This is a genomic window from [Bacteroides] pectinophilus (genome assembly GCA_025146925.1).
In the GTDB taxonomy this organism is placed as follows: domain Bacteria; phylum Bacillota; class Clostridia; order Lachnospirales; family Lachnospiraceae; genus Bacteroides_F; species Bacteroides_F pectinophilus.
On sequence record CP102260.1, the window covers coordinates 2,401,876 to 2,424,213 of the forward strand.

General features: G+C 38.1%; 25 protein-coding genes. 1 reads left to right on the forward strand and 24 read right to left on the reverse strand.

Going from position 1 to position 22,338, the window contains the following annotated elements; genetic code table 11:
• Positions 1-95: 95 nt before the first annotated feature.
• From NQ488_11210 to NQ488_11285, 16 genes are all read right to left on the reverse strand, one after another.
• On the reverse strand, positions 96-245 hold the full coding sequence (locus tag NQ488_11210) for a hypothetical protein (GenBank protein UWN95136.1): 150 nt from the start codon (positions 243-245) through the stop codon (positions 96-98).
• A gap of 79 nt (positions 246-324) precedes the next feature.
• Positions 325-1,356, reverse strand: a complete 1,032-nt coding sequence (locus NQ488_11215; GenBank protein ID UWN95137.1) for a WYL domain-containing protein — start codon at positions 1,354-1,356, stop codon at positions 325-327.
• A 142-nt stretch (positions 1,357-1,498) separates the two neighbouring features.
• Positions 1,499-1,714 (reverse strand): hypothetical protein, encoded by a 216-nt coding sequence (locus NQ488_11220; GenBank protein UWN95138.1) that lies wholly within the window; start codon positions 1,712-1,714, stop codon positions 1,499-1,501.
• Positions 1,715-2,105: 391 nt separating this feature from the next.
• The gene (locus NQ488_11225; protein ID UWN95139.1) at positions 2,106-2,369 is read right to left on the reverse strand and encodes a hypothetical protein; all 264 of its coding nucleotides are present in this window, start codon (positions 2,367-2,369) and stop codon (positions 2,106-2,108) included.
• 408 nt (positions 2,370-2,777) lie between these two features.
• On the reverse strand, positions 2,778-4,154 hold the full coding sequence (locus tag NQ488_11230; protein ID UWN95140.1) for a HAMP domain-containing histidine kinase: 1,377 nt from the start codon (positions 4,152-4,154) through the stop codon (positions 2,778-2,780).
• Entirely contained in the window at positions 4,142-4,804 is a 663-nt protein-coding gene (locus NQ488_11235) for a response regulator transcription factor (protein ID UWN95141.1), read from the reverse strand. Before NQ488_11235 ends, NQ488_11230 begins: the two co-directional genes overlap by 13 nt.
• A 14-nt stretch (positions 4,805-4,818) precedes the next feature.
• Positions 4,819-5,559, reverse strand: coding sequence for a lantibiotic immunity ABC transporter MutG family permease subunit (locus NQ488_11240; GenBank protein UWN95142.1), 741 nt, complete (start codon positions 5,557-5,559; stop codon positions 4,819-4,821).
• A 1-nt stretch (position 5,560) separates the two neighbouring features.
• Positions 5,561-6,292 (reverse strand): lantibiotic immunity ABC transporter MutE/EpiE family permease subunit, encoded by a 732-nt coding sequence (locus tag NQ488_11245; GenBank protein ID UWN95143.1) that lies wholly within the window; start codon positions 6,290-6,292, stop codon positions 5,561-5,563.
• Positions 6,285-6,998 carry a lantibiotic protection ABC transporter ATP-binding protein gene (locus NQ488_11250; GenBank protein UWN95144.1) on the reverse strand — a complete coding sequence of 238 codons (714 nt, stop codon included), beginning with the start codon at positions 6,996-6,998 and terminating at the stop codon, positions 6,285-6,287. The genes NQ488_11245 and NQ488_11250 overlap by 8 nt, the downstream gene beginning before the upstream one ends.
• Positions 6,999-7,203: 205 nt before the next feature.
• Entirely contained in the window at positions 7,204-7,512 is a 309-nt protein-coding gene (locus NQ488_11255; protein UWN95145.1) for a DUF4238 domain-containing protein, read from the reverse strand.
• 152 nt (positions 7,513-7,664) lie between these two features.
• Entirely contained in the window at positions 7,665-8,138 is a 474-nt protein-coding gene (locus NQ488_11260) for a hypothetical protein (GenBank protein ID UWN95146.1), read from the reverse strand.
• A gap of 181 nt (positions 8,139-8,319) precedes the next feature.
• Positions 8,320-9,561: a site-specific integrase gene (locus NQ488_11265; protein ID UWN95147.1), complete on the reverse strand. Its 1,242-nt coding sequence runs from the start codon at positions 9,559-9,561 to the stop codon at positions 8,320-8,322.
• A gap of 37 nt (positions 9,562-9,598) precedes the next feature.
• Positions 9,599-9,778, reverse strand: a complete 180-nt coding sequence (locus NQ488_11270) for a hypothetical protein (protein UWN95148.1) — start codon at positions 9,776-9,778, stop codon at positions 9,599-9,601.
• Positions 9,779-9,879: 101 nt separating this feature from the next.
• The gene (locus tag NQ488_11275) at positions 9,880-10,074 is read right to left on the reverse strand and encodes a DUF6462 family protein (protein ID UWN95149.1); all 195 of its coding nucleotides are present in this window, start codon (positions 10,072-10,074) and stop codon (positions 9,880-9,882) included.
• Between the two features lie 442 nt (positions 10,075-10,516).
• Positions 10,517-10,765, reverse strand: coding sequence for a helix-turn-helix domain-containing protein (locus NQ488_11280; protein ID UWN95150.1), 249 nt, complete (start codon positions 10,763-10,765; stop codon positions 10,517-10,519).
• A complete protein-coding gene (locus NQ488_11285) occupies positions 10,749-11,189 on the reverse strand; it encodes a sigma-70 family RNA polymerase sigma factor (protein UWN95151.1) in 441 nt (146 codons plus the stop codon). The genes NQ488_11280 and NQ488_11285 overlap by 17 nt, the downstream gene beginning before the upstream one ends.
• Positions 11,190-11,714: 525 nt before the next feature.
• On the opposite strand from NQ488_11285, the gene NQ488_11290 reads away from it, so the two are divergent.
• Entirely contained in the window at positions 11,715-12,065 is a 351-nt protein-coding gene (locus NQ488_11290) for a helix-turn-helix domain-containing protein (GenBank protein ID UWN95152.1), read from the forward strand.
• Between the two features lie 203 nt (positions 12,066-12,268).
• Here the strand turns inward: NQ488_11290 and NQ488_11295 are convergent, their stop codons facing one another.
• The 8 genes from NQ488_11295 to NQ488_11330 form a co-directional block, all read right to left on the reverse strand.
• A complete protein-coding gene (locus NQ488_11295) occupies positions 12,269-13,018 on the reverse strand; it encodes a hypothetical protein (GenBank protein UWN95153.1) in 750 nt (249 codons plus the stop codon).
• A 131-nt stretch (positions 13,019-13,149) separates the two neighbouring features.
• On the reverse strand, positions 13,150-13,893 hold the full coding sequence (locus tag NQ488_11300; GenBank protein UWN95154.1) for a hypothetical protein: 744 nt from the start codon (positions 13,891-13,893) through the stop codon (positions 13,150-13,152).
• A gap of 9 nt (positions 13,894-13,902) precedes the next feature.
• Positions 13,903-15,381: a hypothetical protein gene (locus tag NQ488_11305; protein ID UWN95155.1), complete on the reverse strand. Its 1,479-nt coding sequence runs from the start codon at positions 15,379-15,381 to the stop codon at positions 13,903-13,905.
• A 45-nt stretch (positions 15,382-15,426) separates the two neighbouring features.
• Positions 15,427-15,855 (reverse strand): hypothetical protein, encoded by a 429-nt coding sequence (locus NQ488_11310; GenBank protein ID UWN95156.1) that lies wholly within the window; start codon positions 15,853-15,855, stop codon positions 15,427-15,429.
• Positions 15,856-16,024: 169 nt separating this feature from the next.
• Positions 16,025-16,924, reverse strand: coding sequence for a hypothetical protein (locus tag NQ488_11315; GenBank protein UWN95157.1), 900 nt, complete (start codon positions 16,922-16,924; stop codon positions 16,025-16,027).
• 58 nt (positions 16,925-16,982) lie between these two features.
• Positions 16,983-17,867 (reverse strand): PDDEXK nuclease domain-containing protein, encoded by an 885-nt coding sequence (locus NQ488_11320; protein ID UWN95158.1) that lies wholly within the window; start codon positions 17,865-17,867, stop codon positions 16,983-16,985.
• Positions 17,868-18,063: 196 nt separating this feature from the next.
• Entirely contained in the window at positions 18,064-18,270 is a 207-nt protein-coding gene (locus NQ488_11325; GenBank protein ID UWN95159.1) for a transposon-transfer assisting family protein, read from the reverse strand.
• Between the two features lie 4 nt (positions 18,271-18,274).
• The gene (locus tag NQ488_11330; protein UWN95160.1) at positions 18,275-22,333 is read right to left on the reverse strand and encodes a YodL domain-containing protein; all 4,059 of its coding nucleotides are present in this window, start codon (positions 22,331-22,333) and stop codon (positions 18,275-18,277) included.
• Positions 22,334-22,338: the final 5 nt, after the last annotated feature.

Consider the following 22,338-nt stretch of genomic DNA (forward strand, 5'->3'; position numbering starts at 1 on the left):
GCTACTAGTTTGCACGAACAAGTGCATTTCTAAAATACCATGCATTTTCCACAAAAATATCATTGGCAGCAGAGAATCCAAGTGTTCTCAAATATTTAATGAAGAACACTGCTGTTGTTCTGGTATTGCCTTCCCCGAAAATATGAATTTGCCATAACCTTGAAATAAATACTGCAAACATAGCCTTTATGAGCTTTATCCGGTTCAGATTCCCTCAAATATTCTTTAAATATGTCTTTTTCCATTTCAACCACCTCTTAAAATCAACTATTCTGCTATTACCAAAACCACTTCAATTGCCTGCACCAGATTAAACTATTCATGTCAACTCCCGTACTGCTCTGCCAGCCTTTTGATTTCAGTTCTTATTTCTTCCACAAGGCTTTCCGGACCGATAATCTGTGCTCCCGCTCCCAGTGCCATAATCCAATGGATAAAATGACTGCTGGCTGCGACCTTAGCTTTAACCTTAAAATGTTCTTCATCCGCTTTATACATTCTTACATCTTTTCCAAAACGGTCTATCATAACTCCTGCCAGATTATTTGCACATAAGATTTCAACATCCATTTCTTCTCCGTCAAACATGTTGAACATCTTCTTGGCATAGGCAGCCATATCAACCGCCTTGAATTTATATCTTCCTTCACGCTTTGTCTTTTCCACTTTGATATTAAGCATTTTGTCCACACGATAATGCTTTATCATATCAGCATCTGAATCGTAGCCCACCAGATAATAGTTTTCATCATCCCATGAAAGTCCCCAGGGGCTGATCAGATATCTTGCTCCACCTTTTCGCAGTTCCGGCTGTTTCTTTACATTCCATTGGAAATATTGGAATGATATCTTTAAATTCAGTGAAATTGCATTGTGAATCGCATCCACATTTTCCATGATATCATTATTCATGGCTTTGACACGGCCCGCCACATACACCTGACGTTGGAGCTTTGACGCATCGTGCCTGCTTGCCAGCCGCTCTATCTTCTTAATCAGCTCATTGGATTTTTTCTCTGTAATAAATTTTGCCGATGCCACAGAATCCGCCAACAGCTTTAACTCTGCTATTTCAAAATCCCGGTTCACTACCTGATAATGAAATGTTTTTCCATACTGGGTCTTCCTGATTCTTATTCCAAAATCATCCAGCTGGGCAATATCATCATAAAGGCTCTTTCTCTCTGCAGTTACATTATTTGCAGACAATTTGTCTATTATTTCCTGTAATGTGATGTCATGCTCTGCATCTGTATTTTCCAACAATATCTTTGCCAGATATAAAATCTTAAGCTTCTGATTGCTTCTTGCGCCACGCCTCTGTACCTTTTCCTGAATCTGCTTATCATCCGTCATAAAACACCTCCGGCATGCTTTGATATCTGTATTATATCAAAACTTCCAGGAATTTGGCAGTACATAATTCCGGTCTTACTATTTTAGCTGCCAATCTTACAGCTCCAATCCTACAGCTCATATAAAATACAACATCTTCTTTCTACTTTGATGAACCGGCACAGCACATTGCAATAATAACAATCAGTGCAATAACAATAATCAGCAACACCGGTTGTGTAAATAACCACATTATTGCTAAAACGAGAACTGCTCCGCCGACAAATTTTCCGATTACTTCCAATCCGGAAAAATCGCCACCACATGCGGCTATAATTGAACCAATTACAAACATTAAGATACCTGTTAATATATACATACCTACCGCCTCCCTTAATCTGTAAATATAAATTTGTCATCCTTGAATACTTATCTTTCTGCTTCCTTAGGATGACTCCATTATGGCAAATTGTAAGTCCATAAATCCTCTCTTGTGTCTCGAAACTTTGTTCTTTTTATTAATTGATATGAACCAAAAAGGTCAAAAAAGACGCAGGATTTCTCCTGCGTCCTCACACCTATCCGGCAGCTTTAACATACTGCCAAAGCTGCCTGCCGAACTCCGCTGCTATGAATTCGGCAATAATCAAATCACAAGCTGTTAAATTGCTCTGGAGAGAACACATTTGGCTGATACCAAACACAAATATATAGAGCATGGTGCTACTACTTTTGGACAAGTTGTCCAAAGGTTCATTTTTAATTATTTTTTAACTCTCCATACCTTCAATTGTACCATCTGAAAATCTAACCATCTTTTTTTCATCAATGTCGAATAATACTGTGAATTCTTTTTGGAATCCATAACTAGACCAAAGATGTAACATTTCATAATGCTCTTTTGTAAAAATCATGTATCTTTCAACATATAATTTCCCTGTTTTAAAGTCTTTATATCTATAACCGGGAAATTCGTCTTTACAATGTTCATTATCTCCATATCTAATATGTGTTCTATCACTTTCACCACGCAAAGCTTTTAATTTATTGGTGGAAGATGTCTTCCATGTAGAAGATTGAGCTGGGTAGATGCCACCCAGCTCTTTTTATGTTTGAATCGTCAACCTTCAATTCGATTATGTTTTCATCTCCAAACACATTTTTTCATCCAATGCAATGTTATATTAAATGAAAAAATCATTTGATATCATAACAAAAGTTATATTATTCTCTTCTTATATGTGCATATAATCCCAACTATAATGATAGTTATGTAATAAAGAATAGTACGAGCATTTTTAATTTTATCAGCTATCATAATTCTGTATGCCTCCTTCTTCCATGAGATTACAGCAAACGTAGTAGTAATGTCTATCAAAAGGCTTTTACATATTAGATAAAAGCATGTAAAATTTCTTTTACATAGCTTAATTGCGGTCTATTTAGCTTGTTTCCTGACTACTCAGGAAAAATATTTCTACCCTCGCCCCACCTGTATTTTCAGAATTTGAAAGTTTAATACCTCCACCATATTTTTCAGCCACAGTTTTTGCAAAAAATAGTCCCATCCCATAATGGGCTTCGCCATTTCTACTTGTGTCATCCATAAAAAACTGCTCTGTGCCATGCAATAATGCTTCTTTTGTAAATCCTGATCCGCTATCCTCCACAATGAATGTCAGCCGGTCATCCTGCTCCTTTGCGTCAATATAAATGATTCCATTTTCTTTTGTATGCTCCACTGCATTCTGAATCACATTCATTACGGCCCGGAACATTGGATCATAAGCAATCGTTACCTTTTTATCACTTTGTCCCGCCTTCCAATCTATTTTCTGGTGATAGATTTCTACCAGTCCGAGTGCCTGTTCCTTTATATCTGCGAAAAAATCTTCTAACCTCACCGTTGTATAGGTAACATCACTGCAATTCCATGATTTTGTGACATCTATCAACTGTTTTACATAACTTTGTATCTGTGTTGTGCCGTTCAAAACATAAGTGATATTTTTCTTCTGTTCTGTGGTCAGTTCAGTCTCTGAAAGTAGTTCTGCATTTCCCCGTACAATCGTAAGAGGTGTTTTAATATCATGCGCCAAAGCAGACATCTGCTGTTTCTTTTCCTGCTCTGTTTTCCACTGCTTTTCTAAAGATTCTCGCAATGCATCTCGCATATCATCGATTGCCGATAAACAGTCATCAAACTCTTTGATACCGGAACAGGATGTCTCATATTCCAGATTTTGATCCTTTATTTGTCCGATTGCGTCTAATACAGGCTGCATCTGCTTTTTGATTCTTTTTCCAAAACGTATGGACGGAATGATGATAATCGCTACCGCTCCAATCACAGACATAATACTCATCACATTCTGTGGTCCTATAAAATGCTCCCTCAAAAAAGCTGAATGATATTGAGGTGTCAGGCGATATTGCAATACAACATATTCATTTTCCCTTACAATTACTTTATAAAAATATTTCCCGGATGCGTTTCCGTACTTTGCAACATTCCATGCTATCTGTTCGTATTGTTCTGACAGATCTCCACCTATTTTCTCTCCATTCTCTGAAAAGATTACATAATCACAAAGTGCGGGAATCATCTCAGCAGTCACTTTATCTGCACGTAGAATCGTATCATATGCTTCATTAATCTTTTGCTCTGCATAATTTGCCGGATAGATACAGCCCACACTAATCAAAAGGCACAGCAGCAGCCAAGCAACAATCACCAAACCAACTAATGATCCAAGCATGACCAGTACATATCTCATAAAAATCCTGCTGAGTGCATTGCTTCTCTTTACTCTTCCCATTTATATCCAATCCCCCAGACTGTTTTTATCGGCATATAATCATAATCCGCAAATTTTGCTCTTATATTTTTGATATGCGTGATTATAGTACTGTCATTACTCTCATTGTCAAAGCCAAAGACCGCTTCCAATATCTGTTCCTTCGAGAAAACCTGTCCTCTGTTTTTAGCCAGAAATTCACAGATTTCGTACTCTGCTTTCGTAAACGGAAGTTCTTTATCATCCATCAACAGTTTCTTTTGAGACATCTGAATGCAGACTCTCCCTAAAACCATCCGGACAGAATGTTCCCTGTGCTCTCTTCTAAGATGTGCATTGATCCTTGCCCGAAGTTCCATCACTCCAAATGGCTTTGAAATATAATCATCTGCTCCTAAAGAAAGTCCGTTTACCAGACTGTTTTCCTCCGTTTTGGCCGTAAGAAACAAAATCGGACAATCCACAAGTGCCCTGATTCTTTTGCATAATTCGAAGCCATCAATTCCAGGCATCATAATGTCCAGTAAAATCAGGTCATAACGATGTAATTCTTCCATATTAATTTTTAGTGGATTACTTACTTTGGTAACCAGATGTCCATCCTTATTCAAAATGCTTTCTATCATTTCCAGAATTGCCGGTTCATCATCAACTGCCAGTATTTTTGCCATAGTTTCCCTCGATTCTATTCCGATATTCTGTTTCCTTCCCAGTGGTTTACCCACCAAAAATAGTATACCATACTAATCCCTGTAAATATTAAGCAACCTGGTATGAATGACAACCATTCACCTACACTAGTTTCTCCCAATACAGATTGCAGATAAGTATATGGTACTCTACCCGTCCAGCAGACAAATACATATTTCCACACATAATCTCCAAGTCCGGTAAGCATCAATGCACTAATTAGTCCTGATATAATCCCTGCTCCAATGGATACCCCTTTTCCAAACTGAAAAGCCAGAATCAGCTGCCACAGATAAAGTGGAACACTGCTTCCCCACAGCAGCAATGCTGCAAATATACATCCTTTCATGATTTCGATATCGCTTGATGCGATTCTTCCAAATCCAATTCCGAATATGATTGCTGTCAATAGGATAGAGCACAGACACAAAACCAGTAGCATCAACAGTTTCGATAAAAATGCTGCAGGTTTATCTGGTAAAGACAACAGATTTTGAAAATCACCTGCATTTTGTTCCTGTTCCATCACACTTGCTGTAAAAATTCCAATAAGTACCGGAAGTCCTGCTCCTATTGCCTGATAAAATGCAATCACTTTCATATTTTCATTCCATGGTGAAAAAAAGTAATATATTAAAAATATAACGCTGGTTATAATCGGAATCAGTAAGTGTGCCAGAATCACAGATGTTCCTTTCATCTTTCGCAAGTCTGCATTAAGAGATCTTCCAATCATCTTATTTCACCTCTCTTCTCTCAAACCATTTCAAAAACAGAACCGTTACAAAAACAAACCAGATGATTGAGAGACACATTCCCGGAACAATGACTCCCGTATCCAAAAGAGGATTTCCTGCTTCTGCGGCAAGTCCATTTGGTAAAACATGAAGCAACGGGCACATCATTCGCATAGGGATTGCAGAAACAAGTACATACCAGATTCTGGTTTGTGATATTACCACACCGCTGACGGTAATAAACAGGCAGACGAACAGGTTTACAATCATTCCAAATCGTTCACTTAAAAATAAAGCTACCGGAATCTCCCATAACTCAGAAACCGTCAGAAACAATACTGCAATCAACGCTCCTCCAACTGGAACATGTGTCGTTAGAAGAAAGCCTCCAAGCGTTGCTCCTGCAAACACAATCACATTAGAAAACAAAATCATGTACCCAATATAAATAATTTTCCCCAGCAACAATTTTCTTCTGTCTGTGGGAATAGTCATTAAATGATAGTATTTTATCTTTTTCTCCTGCGCCACAGAAAGATAACAAAATAGAGCAATCATCCCCGGCAGCAAAAGTGTATACCACCAGTTCCAAACACTTTCTGCATAAGCATTTGTCATCCCAAGAGTAAATATAAATGCCATGACAAATGTAAGAAGAGGAAATCCCCAGATAAACTTTTTTCGCATGGTTCTTTTGGCTTTTTGATGTTCTGCTTTTATAATATTAACCATGGATTTCACCTGCTTTCCGGTTTTTTCTTACCACATTCATAAACAAATCTTCAAGATTATCTCCCTGCTTTAATGCTCCTTCGTATCCTAAGATTCCACCTGAAATAATCCCGACTTTATCTGCAAGTAACTGTACCTCTGAGAGAATATGACTGGAGAGAATTACAGTGATTCCCTGTTCCGGAAAAGACCGGATCAGCTCTCGTAATTCCTCGATGCCTATTGGATCTAATCCATTCGTAGGTTCATCCAATATCAAAAGTTCCGGTTCTCCAAGCAATGCCATTGCAATGCCTAGTCTTTGCTTCATCCCCAAAGAAAACTGTCCTGCTTTCTTCTTTCCGGTGTTTGTAAGTGATACAATCTGCAAGACCTCATCAATTCTGTTTTCATCTGTACCAAGCAATAATTGTCTTACCTTCAAATTCTCTCTGGCGGAAAGATTTTCATAAATAGGCGGATTTTCAATTAACGCTCCTATTTTTGATAAATCTTTCCTATCCCAAAGTTTTCCATCAAAGTAAATCTTTCCTGCAGTGGGTTTCATCATACCGGTCAACATTTTCAATGTGGTAGATTTACCAGCGCCATTCGGTCCAAGCAGTCCATAAATCTGTCCCTTTTCGATATTAAGTGAAACATTATTTACCGCTTTCTGTTTTCTAAAATATTTACATAGATTTTGTGTCTGTAACATCATTTCCATCTTTACTATCCTTCCTTCTATATTTCATTTCTTACTGAAATATAATCTATCAGGGAAAAATAAAGATTTGATGAAGATTTATTCCCGTATGGAATAAACCATCAATTGAATATCATTATCAGAACTCGGCTTTCCACTGAAATCAGCAAAGCTGTTACAAATACGAAGTCCTAATTTACAGAATATCTCCGTGATTTCATCCAAACTATATAACCTTATAGGATTTCCTTCCTTCGTATATAACCTTACATTGTCTGCTTACAAAACCGAATAATTCTTCCAATGCTTCATCTGGAACAAATATATCTCCAGCTTTTATATCATGAAATCCAACAATATAATTAATACTATTTACATTTGCTGGTTGCACAGCTTTTTCTTTTTGTCTTTTATTAAATATATAAATAGAATCTGTATTATTATAACTCCATTGCCGCATATATGTTCTCGGAACTAAATGCTGCTCTTTAGCTACATCGCTATGTGTATTAGCTTTAGCTATCACTATATTCATTCATTTTACCTCCATCTTATATTTCTATTATGTGTAACGCAAATACAAATAAGCCCCATCAGACAGATTTCTCTATCCAATGGGGCTTCATATATCATATCATCTGATTCCACATCATTATATTATCTTCTTACATCAGACTCCGCACATTTTTAGTACAGCTTTGCACCTGCCGGGATATGGTTATCAACCATAAGAAGATGAAGTTCTTCATCCTCTGAATCCTTAAGATTGTTAACTGCTGAAAGAAGCATACCGCATGACTCAATTCCCATCATCTTACGTGGCGGAAGATTGGTGATAGCGATAAGTGTCTTGCCTACAAGCTCTTCCGGCTCATAGAATGCATGAATTCCGCTTAAGATCGTGCGGTCTGTGCCTGTTCCGTCATCAAGCGTGAACTGTAACAGCTTCTTTGACTTAGGTACGGCTACACACTCCTTAACCTTAACAGCTCTGAAATCTGACTTGCTGAATGTCTCAAAGTCTACCTGCTCCTCAAACAGCGGCTCAACCTTAACCTTAGAAAAATCAATCTTATCATTAGGTGTGAAGAATCCGTTGTTGTCACCTGATGCAGCGCCTTCTGCTTCTGATGCTGCCTTTGCTCCACTGATGCTCTTCATCGTCGGGATTTCACATCAATTTAATTTACATTGACGCTTTTTCCTTTAATAAAGCCTTTTTCGGTGTTCCAACATTATTATAATAACATATTTATGCTGATTACACCACTTGAATTTGTCGTACTCTTGTCGTATGGCACACATTTTGTCGTACTCTCGTCAGTCCATGCCGGACTCTTTCCTAAAATACATCTAAATTGTGTGCTAAATTTTGAATTGCTTCCTGCTTTTTAGTATCGGTAACTTCCGCATAAATATCCATGGTTGTTTCGATATTTGCGTGTCCCATAATAGACTGAATTACCTTTAAGTTTGTTTCATTTTCGCAAAACCTTGAACAAAAGGTATGTCGCAAATGATGACATGAAAAATGTGGTATTATCACAGGCTCTCTGTGCTGTTTTGCAGCTTTTACCACTTCTTCTGCATTGTGTGCTTCATATATACGCTTGATTGCTCTGTTTACAGCTTGCGGATTATGGATATTGCCAAAACGATTCATAAAGATAAATCCTTTCATCCCATCAATCACTGTTTCATTAAATCCATGTTCCTTCTGGTCATCCAATTCCATCTGGAGTGCATCATAAACCGTATCCATCATCGGAATCGTGCGTATACCAGCTTCTGTCTTTGGAAGAGATACAGCAAATGAACATATCGGATGTTCTTTGAACTCTCTACTGTAATAAACCACGCTATGATTGATACTGATCGTCCTTTTTTCTAAATCAATGTCTTCCCATCGGATACCGATTGCTTCTCCTATTCGGCAACCTGTTCCAAGCAGAAACTTAAAAAAAGATGCCCAGTGGTAAAATGTAGGACTTTCATCAATATAGCGTATAAAGGCTCTCTGTTGTTCCACTGTCAAAGCGTGTCTCACACCATGATTTTTCCCCGGTTGCTTTTTAATCTGTGCCATTACTCCATCGCTTGGATTAACACGAATGATGTTATCACGCACAGCAAGCTGAAATGTCGGGTGTAAAACAGTATGAATTGTTTCTAGCGTATTTATCTGCATTTCCTTCTCTTTCAACAAATGCTGATAGAACTGCAATACATCAGAATACTTCACAGCGGCAATTTTCTTCTTGCCAAATCCACCTCGTATAAAGCGATCATACATATATTTATAGTTCCGCATTGTTGTTTCCCTCAACTCTGCCTTTGTCGATATATATCTGTCAAAAACAAAATTGATTGTAGATGTTCCGGCTGCATACGCATCCAACCCATCAAGCTGATCTTTCATCAGTTTAACTTCTCTCTCCCGCAATTCCATGATGTCCTTAGAATAGATGCTCCGGCGCTTTCCTTCCGGATCAACATAAGTATATACATACTTACCATCGCAACTGCGTTGAGTTTCGCCTTTTCTTAATACTCTCCCTTTGTTATCCTTTCTTGATTTCGCCATCTCGTCTCCTCTCTCAAGGAAAGAGATTTTGTACTAGCTACTCAGCCGGTTTATCCATTGCATACTGCATATCAATCCCTCTTTGTAGCACCTGTGTTATGGTCATGTCATGTTTGGACGCATATCCTTTCAGTCTTGCAGCTTCTTCCTCCGTCAGTTTTAATCCGATAAGAGTTTTTTTAGGATTATCCGACTTCGGTCTACCTGTTCTAGCCACAATATACACCTCCATCCATTTCATAATCATTATACTTTCTGTTTAACCAAAAGTCAAGTGAATTTTGGTTAAACCAAAATCTTTTTCCTTGTCGGCAAAATTTATTTCACCCGAAATGACTCAAGATATTGGTCAAACACATCAAGGTCTACTAACACCATTCTGTCTATCTTCAGAATTGCTCCCGCATCTTTGGCAAGAGTCTGAAATTTATTCATACCCATGCTGTACATTTCTGCCCCTTCCTTATATCTGACCAGTCTTTTTTTATTTATTGCCTTTGGCATCCTCTGCATTACTCAAATCCTCCTTAAATTTAACACGCATTTTATCTGCCAATGACAACCTACAATTCACTTGCCGGCTCTCATCGGCAGATAAAAATGCAATACAGGTGGCAGGTCATTACTCTGCCCACATCGGTCTTGCACCGTCATTCAAATTGACCGGACTGCAAATTTCTTTACAATCCGGAAGTATCATTATCACGGATATGCTTCATCGCCCTGTGTTACTGCCACACATTTTGTCAGATCTTCTCGCTCCATACCTTTGCTTCAATGTAATGTTTAAACATTTCCTCACATTCACTCCTATCAAAGAGCAGGTACATCTTGGCGAATCTACCTAGTGGCTCCACATATCCTCACGTCCTGTATGCAAAAAATATTCAGTTGTCAAGGTACAGGGTGCATACGCAGCAATCAGCGAATGGAAAGGGACAATGCTAACCGCCTGTTATGCAACTTCAAAAGCCAATATCTTTGTGATCAGCTTTGTTTCTAATCTGCGACGCAGAGTTTCATCAATGCAGTAATGCACCTGTCCGCTTTCGTCATATAACTTTCTGGTAGACAATTTGATTATGTATCCCTCATAGTGTTTTAACACTGTATTGATGGCACTTACATCGCCCTCTGATGCTGCCTTTATAATATGGAAAGGCAACAAATTTTCCTCATTTCTGCTTTTATACATCTTTTTCATCTGCTATTCCTTCCATGATCTTCTTCAAAATTTCAAGTGAGCGTGTCCTGTGTTCATGAATGGTACTGCGAACCAGATTCATTTCTCTTGCAATATCCGCATCGCTCATTTCCATGAAATATGAAAGTAAAATAACATTCCTTTTTCTTTCTGTAAGTTCCTTCAAAGCTTCAGCAATCAGGGTATTTTTTACTTCAATGTCATAGCCATGCACTTCAAAATGATGATATTCTGTTCCATACTCATCCATAGTAAATAATTTGCTCAACTCCTTTTCCGACAGTTCAGAGAATGTAACTTCGTGTTTCCTGCGATAGTCCATGTGTTTGTAATAATTTACAGCTTCGCCTTTTAATGCCATCTGGCATAACCGGTCAAACTGGTGCCGGATAGTCATTTCATCCTTAGAAGAAGGTTGCCCCATACGAGTTCACCTCCTCCCGTTCCGAATGCCAAGGCTTTTGCCCTTTTTCCCTTCCGGTGTATCTCCCAAATGAAACTGGGAAGATGTTCGGGTGGATTGAAAAATTTTTAGGAAAATTTTTCTGTATATAAAAAACGCCCTTATGGGCATATACCCACAGGACACCGTTTATAGCTGATATTAAATTTTCTCCACATTCTACGAGTGTATATAATACACTTTCAATTGTAGAATTTGCCGCATTACTTAAAATGCGACCTATTTAGCTGTCCTTCCACGCAATGGGCAGGATAATATTTCCCAAATACAAAAATATCCTTTCAACGGTTCAGAATCCATAACTCTCCCAAACACATTCAAAGGATAAAAACATGAGAAAAAACCTTTGAATACTGCGTTTTTTTATATGCAATATCCAAAGTTACTTATTTTATTCAAGTGCATTATATCCCTCTGATATAGTGCGTTATTAGTTCATTTTCTTTTTAAATGGTGAACTATACACTATATACGGAGGTGCATGACATGGCTAAATCTAAGAAAATTGATAAAGACATGGGTTTTCGCCTGAAGAAAGCCAGATTAGACCAAAAGCTGACTTATGATGAATTATCCGAAAAATCCGGTGTTTCATCAAGATATATCAAAGAGATCGAAAATCATGGTAATGTTCCAAGCCTTGAAAAACTCGGTCAGCTCATTCGAGCTTTACACATCTCTGCTGATCCGTTCTTTTATCCGGCAGCTCCAACTGATAATCTGGATTACCAAAGACTGCTGGTCTATCTTTCAGAATGTACAAGCGATCAGATAACCACCATTCTTGCACTTGTAGAAGCCTATCTTCGTACATATAAAACCCATGAAACAGAATAGCAGAAAGATTTTGATTTTCTCTTGATTATTTCTGCATTTTTCTGGATAAAAACAGGGCGGTCAGCTCTCCATAGCCTTCCACCCTGTCATCTTATCTTTTCATAGAAGAAACTATTGATTATATTGGCAACTCACAATCTTTTAGCCAAAATCGCAGTTCCAACCAAAGTACCGATTTGATATTTTCCTTTTACCGAACCTTCTTATGCCTTAATATCAAAACTCGATCTATCAGGTACAGAAATACTCACAGATCCTGCTACAAGGCTTTGTGTCATACTTTTTACATCAGTACCAGTTACGGATAAGGTATAATCACCCGTTTCCTTTCTTTCTGCCGATTTTTCTGCACGTTTCTTTGCAGCTTTTTCTTCCTCTGCTTTTTTAGCAGCTCTTTTTTCTTTTATCTTTTCCTCTTTTTCTCTGTTCTCTTTTGCCTTTCGTTCAGCATTCTCTTTCGCTATTTTCCCATCTGGATCATTTGTACAAGATGCTGTCTCTATAATATTTCCGTTTGCATCAATCATATAACTCTGATTTGTCACAGTGCCCAAACATCCATTAATCGTATCTTTTGTACAATCCGGAATGGCTGCTAAGTTTTCCTCCAAATACTTTGCTTTTTCCGGATCATTCATGCACTTTTGTAAAAATGCACTTGAAACAGATACCGTTGTCGGAATACCCTGCATTGAAGTCAGCCCTATATTCATATAATGGTATTTTCCTTGCAAGTATTTTGAATAATCATTTACATTACTATACCCTGTCTTAATCTGCTCTGTTTTTGTCACACCGGGACGTGATGTTTTTAATTCAACTGTACTTGTTGTCACGTTGCCATCTTTTGTATTTGTACTATCCTTTTCACTATCTGTTTTTTTTACAGTATTCTTATAATTTGAAGCATAATACGATGTGTAACTGCTGTTATTGATACCCGTAATTGCCATAATCCTACCTCCCTGTTATTGAAACTTAAAATAATTTCTATTATATTGAACGACTTGGATATTTAATTTCTCTCAGCCTCAATATGATATGTAATTACTATTTTTATTTGTAAATCATAGTACTAACATCATCAAATCTTAATGCTCATCAATAACTGCTCTCTATTAGGCTGAATCATTGTATATTTCTCCTTAAATGAGGTAATTGCACCATACATTTTCTCAGTTAAATTTTCTGGGATTTCGTCCTTTCCCCTGGTTTTTTGCTCCTCAATGTAAGCCGATGCCAAAGTTGACCTTGTGGTAATTTTTGAAATTTTATTCATTTCTTCACCAATAATTCCACGGGCATGCTGATTGGTTGTCTCCATTGTCACAAAGTCATCCACTGTTTTTTTATATGCAGCATCTAAATTGCTTAACTCTTCATCCTTTGTAAGCTTACGAGGTCCATTTTCATCAGCTACATATATTTCTCTGGTTCCATTTTCATAGCCCTTCACAATTTCATCATATAATTCTGCGTATGCTTTAACATAATTATTTGCCTTGTCAGTAATATTTAAGGCACTTTTTCCTGTATCAACATTTTGATTCTGCTGTGCTGCCTTCTTTTGAATTTCATAACTATAATCAATATCACTGATTTTTTTACTCGCTAACAGTTCCTTTCTTTGAACCACATCATCATATTTTTCCTGTCCACTCTGCTGTATACGATTACGATAATACTCCAATCCCTCATTAGAAATCGAAAGCTTCACTGATTGCCCCACTGTATGTTTTTCGTTTGTCTGACTATTTCCTTTCTGTACTTTATCAGTATTTTTTTCCATTATTGAATTCGTATTATTCATGTAATTAGATATTTTCATATTGTCACCTCAATTTCCATATTTATACAATGTCATTGACGGATAACGTCTGGTGAATGTCAAAGAATTTGATCCTACTGCATAATCATAATAATAATTAAAATTTTCTATATCTATTAACTTACCTGTTGACGGATCAATAATAACTGTCACGGCTTTAAAGTCCTGCCACAAATTATTCTCTTTATATGCCCCAGTGCATCTGCAATGAACACTGTAGAAGTTACTGTTAGAGTAAAAAGTCAATTCTAACGCTGCTCTACTGCCCACATTCATAGCTGGTCTTGTCGACTTCATATAATATATTGCTGCTGGTGCAAGTGCATCATCACCCAAATACGCATAAACATCATCCCTGTCCTTTATAGAGATGTTATATGACTGTGAACCAGCGGAATTAGAACTACTATTTGAATATGAATAGCTTATATCAATCGGGTTTCCATTTACATAATATACAGAACCAGTACTATTAGTTTGGAATACAATTCCTGCTTCTTGACATATCCCAATCACTTTTGCTGAAGTATCGGACGATAGTTCATGTACTTTTGTGAAATTAACCGTATATTCAGATGTCGCAGAATATGTGTTATTTTTGCTTAATACAGCAAAATAATATACCCCCGGCATAATTAATACTTTATCATCTTCATTTCCAACCTTATATATTGCTGCATTACTTCCTGACTTTCCTTTATATACAAGCGAATAATCAGCAGTTGTTGATATAGAGTATTTCATAATATATCCCTTTGTAACAGATACTTTATAATAGTCTATATCAAGTGGACTATCTAATACACCCACAGCACTTGAACCTATTGAGATATTTGTTGCGGTTGATAATGTATCATTCACTTCATAACTAGCATCCTTTGCACTATCAAAAAATGCAAACGTAAAATTTCCTGTACCCTCATATCCGCCTGCTGCAAAATAATATATGCCCGGTTCCAAGACATCTGCATAGTGTTCAGATACTCCTAAGCCTTCAGTAGAACTTCCTCCAACTAAATTCAAAGAATATGTTTCTGTATCTAGGGAAAACATATATAAATCAGCGTCCAGTGTTTCAGCCATCTGTAAAAAGACCGTCACCTTGCTTTTTTCTGTAATTTCAAATCTATACCACCGAAATTCTTTTTCATTTTCTATACTTCCCTGATATGCATTATTATTCTCAACAAGATATGCATAATTAGGATCTGCATTAGATACATCATCATTTTCACTATAAGGCATAATGCTAGATAATGATAAGTCCGTTCCCGTATAGTTTCTTTCCTCAACATTCAGCTCTGTTTCGGGAATTTCAGTTGCAGGAACCTCTTCATCGGATATTTGCAGAAATTCCATCTGTCCATCATTTTCAGATATAATATTTTCTGGTGTTGACTGCAATGTTTCCGCACTGACACTTATTCCATTTGAACATGAAATCATTACTGCCAATGCTAAAATTCCTGATAAAATTTTTTTCTTCATAAATTAACTTCACCTTTCCTTTTTATTTGAATTGCATTATTATCATTAGGCTTTCGCTTCAAAAACTGGTCTTTTCTCCAGATAATCCGGTAGTTCTTTTAATTCAGAATTCATACCATTCTTTACGGCATTATATTCCTTCCAGTAAATGGAATAGAATTCATCTTTTTTTGTAAGTTCTACCGGAGTCATTTCGTATCCCCAGCCGGCACCGGTATTTAACAATACATTCACGCCCTGACTCTGAATTTGAACACCATAACCACCTGATGTTAAAATAGTGAATTTTAATGTTCCGCCTCCTGCCAGTGCAATCTGCTTGTCTGCAAGATTCTGATTTTTTCCCTCTGCCTGTTCCAAAAAATCCAGTAAGGTTAATTCTCCGATCCCTTTACATTTTGGATTGGCATTTTGATTTGCTGGTTTACTGTGTTTACATCTGTTACTGTCTTCATAGCTAGTGTACTGTATCATTGACTTTCAGCTAAATAACGCAGGATAAATTTTCAGTCTGCAAGGCGGAGGAATGAGGCGTAGCGGTGGCTACGTCGATTGACGACAACGCAGCAGATGAAAACTTATACAAGTTATTTGGCGAAATGTCAGTGATACAGTACACTAGTCTCCAAACCCTTTTTCAACATTAAACGCCAAACATATGCTGCAATTTGTCCAGCATATTATTTACTCTGCCTTCAACAGCTTCTGGCTGATTCCTTAATTCATACCTGCTTCCATAGTAATCATTTAAACGGTCTTTCATCTCATTACAAAATAATTTTTGATCTGTTTTACCATTTAAAAACTGATTGCAGATACCACTTATCTCTTTCTTCTCATTTGTATAAAAAGCTGTCTCATCTGAGATTATTTCTGACTTGTACTTATAAGATTCTGTTTTGCTTCCAATTCCAACAACCATGTAATCTGGTGTCATTTTCTCCATGATAGAATTACGTGCCGAATCATTAAAATGAACATATTCGTCAATCATGTCTGAAAAACCTGCTTGTAATTGCTCTGGAACATACATTTCATTTACTTTTCTTAGCCCCGCTTCACTTGCACTTAACAAAAATACAGATTCATAGGAAGTTCCTCTATATCCCTCCTGAGCATTCAAAAAATCTACATCTGCTGTCATTGCATTAATCTTCTCTTTTAAATCTTTCATTTCATCTTCTGTCAAATATTCAGAAGCATTTTCGTCCAGCCATTTTTCAAAAACCTCTGACTGATTTTCCGAACAGCCTTCAAACGCACTTTGTTCTCCAGAAATGGAAGTTGCTTTCAAATCTAATTTGAATAAATTTTCACATTTATATTCTGCTGGTATCTCTCTTATTGCTCCATTAATAGATGAAAAATGCATTGTATGAAAATCCGATACCTTATTACGAGCAGTCTCAACTAACTTTCTTGCTGAATCACTGATTTTCACATCATCCTCCGAAATAATATTCTGAGGAACAGTTGTTTTCTTCTCAACCTTATTTTTTATCATCTCTGGATTATTAATATACCTATTTCCTTGAACTTTCATAGCAACCTCCCTAAGTTAGTCCACACTTTCTATACTTCTTTATCTATCTTGCTCGATGTCAAAGAAGAATCCGTCTTAGAGTAAAATCAATCAAAACATAACACCTTAAAAGCCTGTTATACAGAACCAGATCAACATAAAAATTTTTGTCATTAAATGTAAATCTCTTTTGCCGCTGTTCAAAGAGAAAGCCCTTTCCTAATTCAAGAAGGAATTTCTGCATTTTTCCTATTACGGCTGATTCCAAATCACTTTCATGGTATGATGCTTTATCCTCCAGTCCTGCAAATTCCAATACATATGGCGTATGTAAAATATCTTCCGGTTTCTGCGGAATAGCTCCTTCATTTGCCAAACGCATCACATCATTTTTATCCCTGCTCAATGCAAGTCTTTCATATAAACTGGAATGGAATTGTCTTTTCAGGGTACTTACATTCCAGTTAGACCGTATTGCTTCCTTCTCATAGAAATCTCTTTCATCCTTATCTTCTATACGCATAAGTATCTGATAATGTGTCCAGCTCAGCTTAAATGGTATTTTTTTGTATGCCGTTTCTAATTGTCCAATTCCTGATTGGACAATTCCAAAAGCCTGTTCAAATTGTCCAATTCCCGATTGGATAATTTCATCTTCTCTATCTTTGTAAGCCATGTAAAATTGCCGCATTCCTGCAACATTGCTTCTTGAAAAACCTCTGCCATATTCTTCTGTCAAATATGATGACAAAGAATCCAAGACTTTTGCTCCATATTTTGCTCTTTCTGAACCCTGCTGTTCCTGCTCGATAATATATCTTCCAAGCAGAAAACTGGTAAGAACTGTAATTGCATTTGCCATTTGTCCCATATTACTTCTGGCACTGTCAATCAGCTTTTTTGATTTATCAAATAAATTTTGAAATTCGTTACTTTCTATTATTTCTAATTTTTCATTTTTCACACTAGAACCTCCAAACTGTCTATAACTGTCAGGTATTTTCTAAAATAGAAACATTCATTTTTCATCTGATATCATGACTCATACCGAAATTATACCTTACCCCATGATTTTTCTCAATCAATTTTATATGTCAAAAATTTGCCAAATTAAAAAAGCAGGTGGCCAGCCATTGCAACTGACTACCCACTCGATACCGCTATTCTTCTACCGCTTCTAATGAATTTTCCGCAAATTCCTTATCTGTCATGCCATCCAACTTTCTCAACACCTGCCTAGAAAGATCTTCCATATCGCTGTCCTTTATGTACGGCATTATCCGTCTGATTTCTTCCATCATCTTCATTCTGTTCTGTGTCTCAAAAACACACATGAAATTGATTTCTTCTACTGTGAATTTATTCATCAACCTACATCTCCCTATGCGAATTTTTTGATTTTTCCTGTTCCTTCGTATCCTTATTGTTTCCCTGTGTTGCTTCCTTCTGCTTGGCTGCCAGTCGCTCCTTTAAGGAAGAACGTGCCTGTGGCTTTTCCTGCTGTTCTTTCTTTTCTTCCTCACGATTGAATTTTTCCACGCCATTGTTGAGTCTCTCATCAATCATGTTATAATTCTGTTCCTCCAGTTCCTCGATCTTAGCAAGCGGCTTGTATTCTGCCAATTTCACAAGCAGTTCCTTTGCCTGTCTCTCACTGTCCTCGTCTATCCCCTCGTCAATAGATGCCTGTAAGAAAATACTTAGAGGTTTCACATTTCCAGTTCTTATATCATCAGCAATCATTTGTATCTGTGATTCTCTGTCTGATACCGAATCTCTATATCCATATGTATCAATCTCATAAGATAACTGGTCAAGTTCTGCCGCAAGTGTCTGTATCTTCTGCTCTTTTGTCTCCATATCAATCACATCTTTCTCCGGATATGCCGCAATCAGCTTTTTAATTGCGTCCTGCACCTTTGGTGTATCACGAAGCTCCGGTATATAATTCAGGAAATCCACATCAATTCTCTTGCCGCTTACAATGTCTGCCTGCTCATCTTCCCATTCTTCAGTCCCCTCGATGTGCATATTTACACCAATAGAAGGAATCCCATGCATACGGGAAGGATCAATGGCATTGTAAAGTTTCATAGCTTCCTCTATCGTTTCAATGCCCTCATGGTATTCACCCATATTATGAAATTCCCCACACTCCGCAACGGTAAATGTGATATGGACTGTCTCTGGTTCAATTACAGGCTCTTTTTCCAGTTCAGAAAGCACTTTTTCTTCTGATACAAGTGCGTTTTGTTCCTGCACCAATTCTCTCCCCTGCGTGACAAGCTGATTGTTGATCTGCTCCTGCTGTGCCTTCTCCTGCAGGTAAGTTTCCACCTCCGGAAGATAAGTCTCCAATGTTCCGGTTCTGCTCTCTGTAATCGGGTTAATATCCACCTGAATACCAGCGATATAAATGCTGTCCTCATGTAGCATATTGAAAAGGTCATCTTCTCTGGTTGAGCCTGTGTATTCCACAACTACATCCAAATCCGAATTTTCCTGCTCAATACCTCTGCATCGGCTTCCGGATACCACCACATCAACAATCTGTGCATCCAGTCCATACTCGTCTATCTGCGACTGTACATAGGCATATACCGTTTTTTCTATATCGACCGCACTCTGTCCGTCCAGACTATGAAACAGTTCTTCCGTCTTTGCCCGGAAATCTGCAACCACATCCGGATTGTTCTCTCTAAATTCTGCCTGCTTTGCTTCTAAATCTGCCTGTTCCACTTCCTCGGCTTTCTCCGAAAGTTCCACAAAATCAACAATCTCTGCTTCGGAACCTGCATACACTTCACCCTGCAAATATTCGTCACGATAATACTGCTCTGTGACTGATGAAAAGCGTGGTTCTTTCAGATCTGCAATTACCATATCCATTGCTCTTTGAATCGTAATATCCGGATTGTCATAAACACCGCCATCTAGCAAGTGATACTGTTCATTCAGAATGGAGTAATCGTATCCTTCATCACATTCATGCATAAGGATATAACGGTCTGCGATATGTACCGCAAGCTCTGTCTGTATTTCGTTCTCCTTGCCTTCCAATGTCAGCATAAATTTCGGCAGTTCCGTAAATCCAAAAGAATCTACAAAGTGTGCGCTGTTTTCCCCGTTCTCGTGCAATACCACAATATCGCTGACCGACAGGGAATGTGCCTTGTAATCTGCCGGATGGTCGATATTGAACTTTGTATAGATTGCTTCCAGTGTTTCCGATTGCGTCTGTCCCTGCAATTCTGACAATTCGCCCAAATACACCAGTTTATAATTTTCCGGCAATACCGCATCAAAATTGTCTTTGGTTATTCCCATACGCTTCAGGCTTTCCGTTCCCTCAAAACGTAACTTGTCCAGTTCGGGATTATCCTTTAACTGGTAAATACCGTATTTATCGGTATTTCCATATAAAAGTAGTGCTTCCCTGTTGGAATTACTCTCTGTAAGTTCTTCCTGCATCATGAGAAGTTTCCGTTCATTCTGCCAGTCCCCTTTTTCTATTCCGCACATTCCATCATGCTCTAAAATCTGTTTTCTATCAGCTACAGTACTCTCGGAACCATCCGTATGCAAAAGATACACAGGCAAGTCATGGTCAAATAGTTCCAATGCCCTTTCCTGTGTTAGTGGAAGCATTTCAATCCATGTATAGCCATACTCCTGCATTTCAGATATTCCGACCATGCTATCCGGCAGTGCGTCGATTTCTGCCTGTGCATCAAACATTGCTAATGCAACATCCTGATTTCCATCCACTTCCTGTGCGTAGATATGTTCTGCAAGCTCCCTTGTTTTCTCCACATTACTCAGCTTATAAGCATAATTTACAATCAGATTTCTTTCATCATCGGAAAAGGCAGGCTGTCCATGCTCCAACCGGTTAATGATATGCTCTGCCTGTTGAATGACAGACAATTTCTCCGCATCCGTCAGACCTGCATCAAAATCGTATTCATAATCCCAAAAGTCCGGCATATTTCCGTTTAATTCCTTACTACTGGACGCAAGTAACGTGATTTCCGCTCCCTGTTTTTCCATATATGAAAGGTAATTGCCATCCCATTCTTTTTCATCAAGAGAAGCCATATCTTTGAGCATTTTTCTGACATCATCCCTCAACATATTTGTGATTTTCAAAACCTCCCATTCGCTTTCAAAAATGGAAGCGAACTTAACAACCACATCATCGGCATTGATCGGCTCCATTGCCTTATCATAGACCGCCTTTCTCTCCTTCATATCAATCAGCTCATCTGTATCTGTGTTATAACGCACATCCAGATGATACTCTCCGTACTCTCTGGAATCCTGATTGCCGATTTCCGTTGTCCATGCACCCCTGCTTTCCAAATATGCCTGTATGCTCAACTTGTCATCGTCTGTCATTTCTGACAATGCCTGCATCAGTTCCGGTCTGTCCATGCCATATACATCAAGCAGACTGAACTCTGAAAGGTCAGTATTCTGTATGAGGAGAATACTTTCCTTTGTCTGTTCCTGTGATACTTCCCTGTTCCTTTGTAATTCCTGTAATTGTTCCTCTATCCCGGTAATCAACTCCGAAGCTGTCCTCCGTATCGTATCCATGGAAGCTCTCAGTTCCTTGGTATCTCTGCCACTGCTCCATCCGGCAATATATCCAAAGGAATAATCGGAAGTGTCCACTCCAAAATGCTGACATACTGTATAAGCTATGCTCTCAGCTTCCACTTCTTTGGTATTGCGGTCTTTTTTCATCTGCTCATCCTGCTCCACTTCCTTGCTATGCAGCTTGGAGTGAGCCACCTCATGGATCATGGTCTTTAAGGTCTGGCCCTCGCTCATGTTTTCCTGCACCGCAATCCGCTTTGCTTCCCTGTCATAGTAGCCTTTGGAATCTCCGGCTATCTCCTCCAGTTCAATCGGTACTGGTGAAATGGCTTCTACTGCACGAATCATATCCTGATACCCTTCCACATCTGAAAGAAGCTCCTTTGCCGCAAGTTCCGGTATCGGCTTTCCGTCTGTCTGCGCCACATCAAAAACGGATACTGCCCGGAATGCCGGAATTGTTATCTCGACTTCTTCTTTCTGCGGATTTCCGTCCTTATCAAGTAAAAGTTCTTGTGTGACCGGATCAATCTTGTCCCTCTCCTCTTTGATTTTATAGGGTGCCGGGGCAAGGATACGAATACCCTTTTCCCCCTTCTTAACGTGCCTGTCAAAATTCTTCTGCCAAGCCTTGAATCCGGCCACTAACGTAGCGTCTGGCTTTTGCATCGCAATTAACATAATATTGTTAAAGCTGTAATTATGGAATTTTGACATGGTATTCAGATAAGTCTTGTACTTCTCGCTTTCAAAAAGCTCCTTGATACCCTGCTCTAGCTTCTCCGTTATTTCCTGTACTTTCTGTTTTTCTGTTTTAGATTCTGCCATAGTAT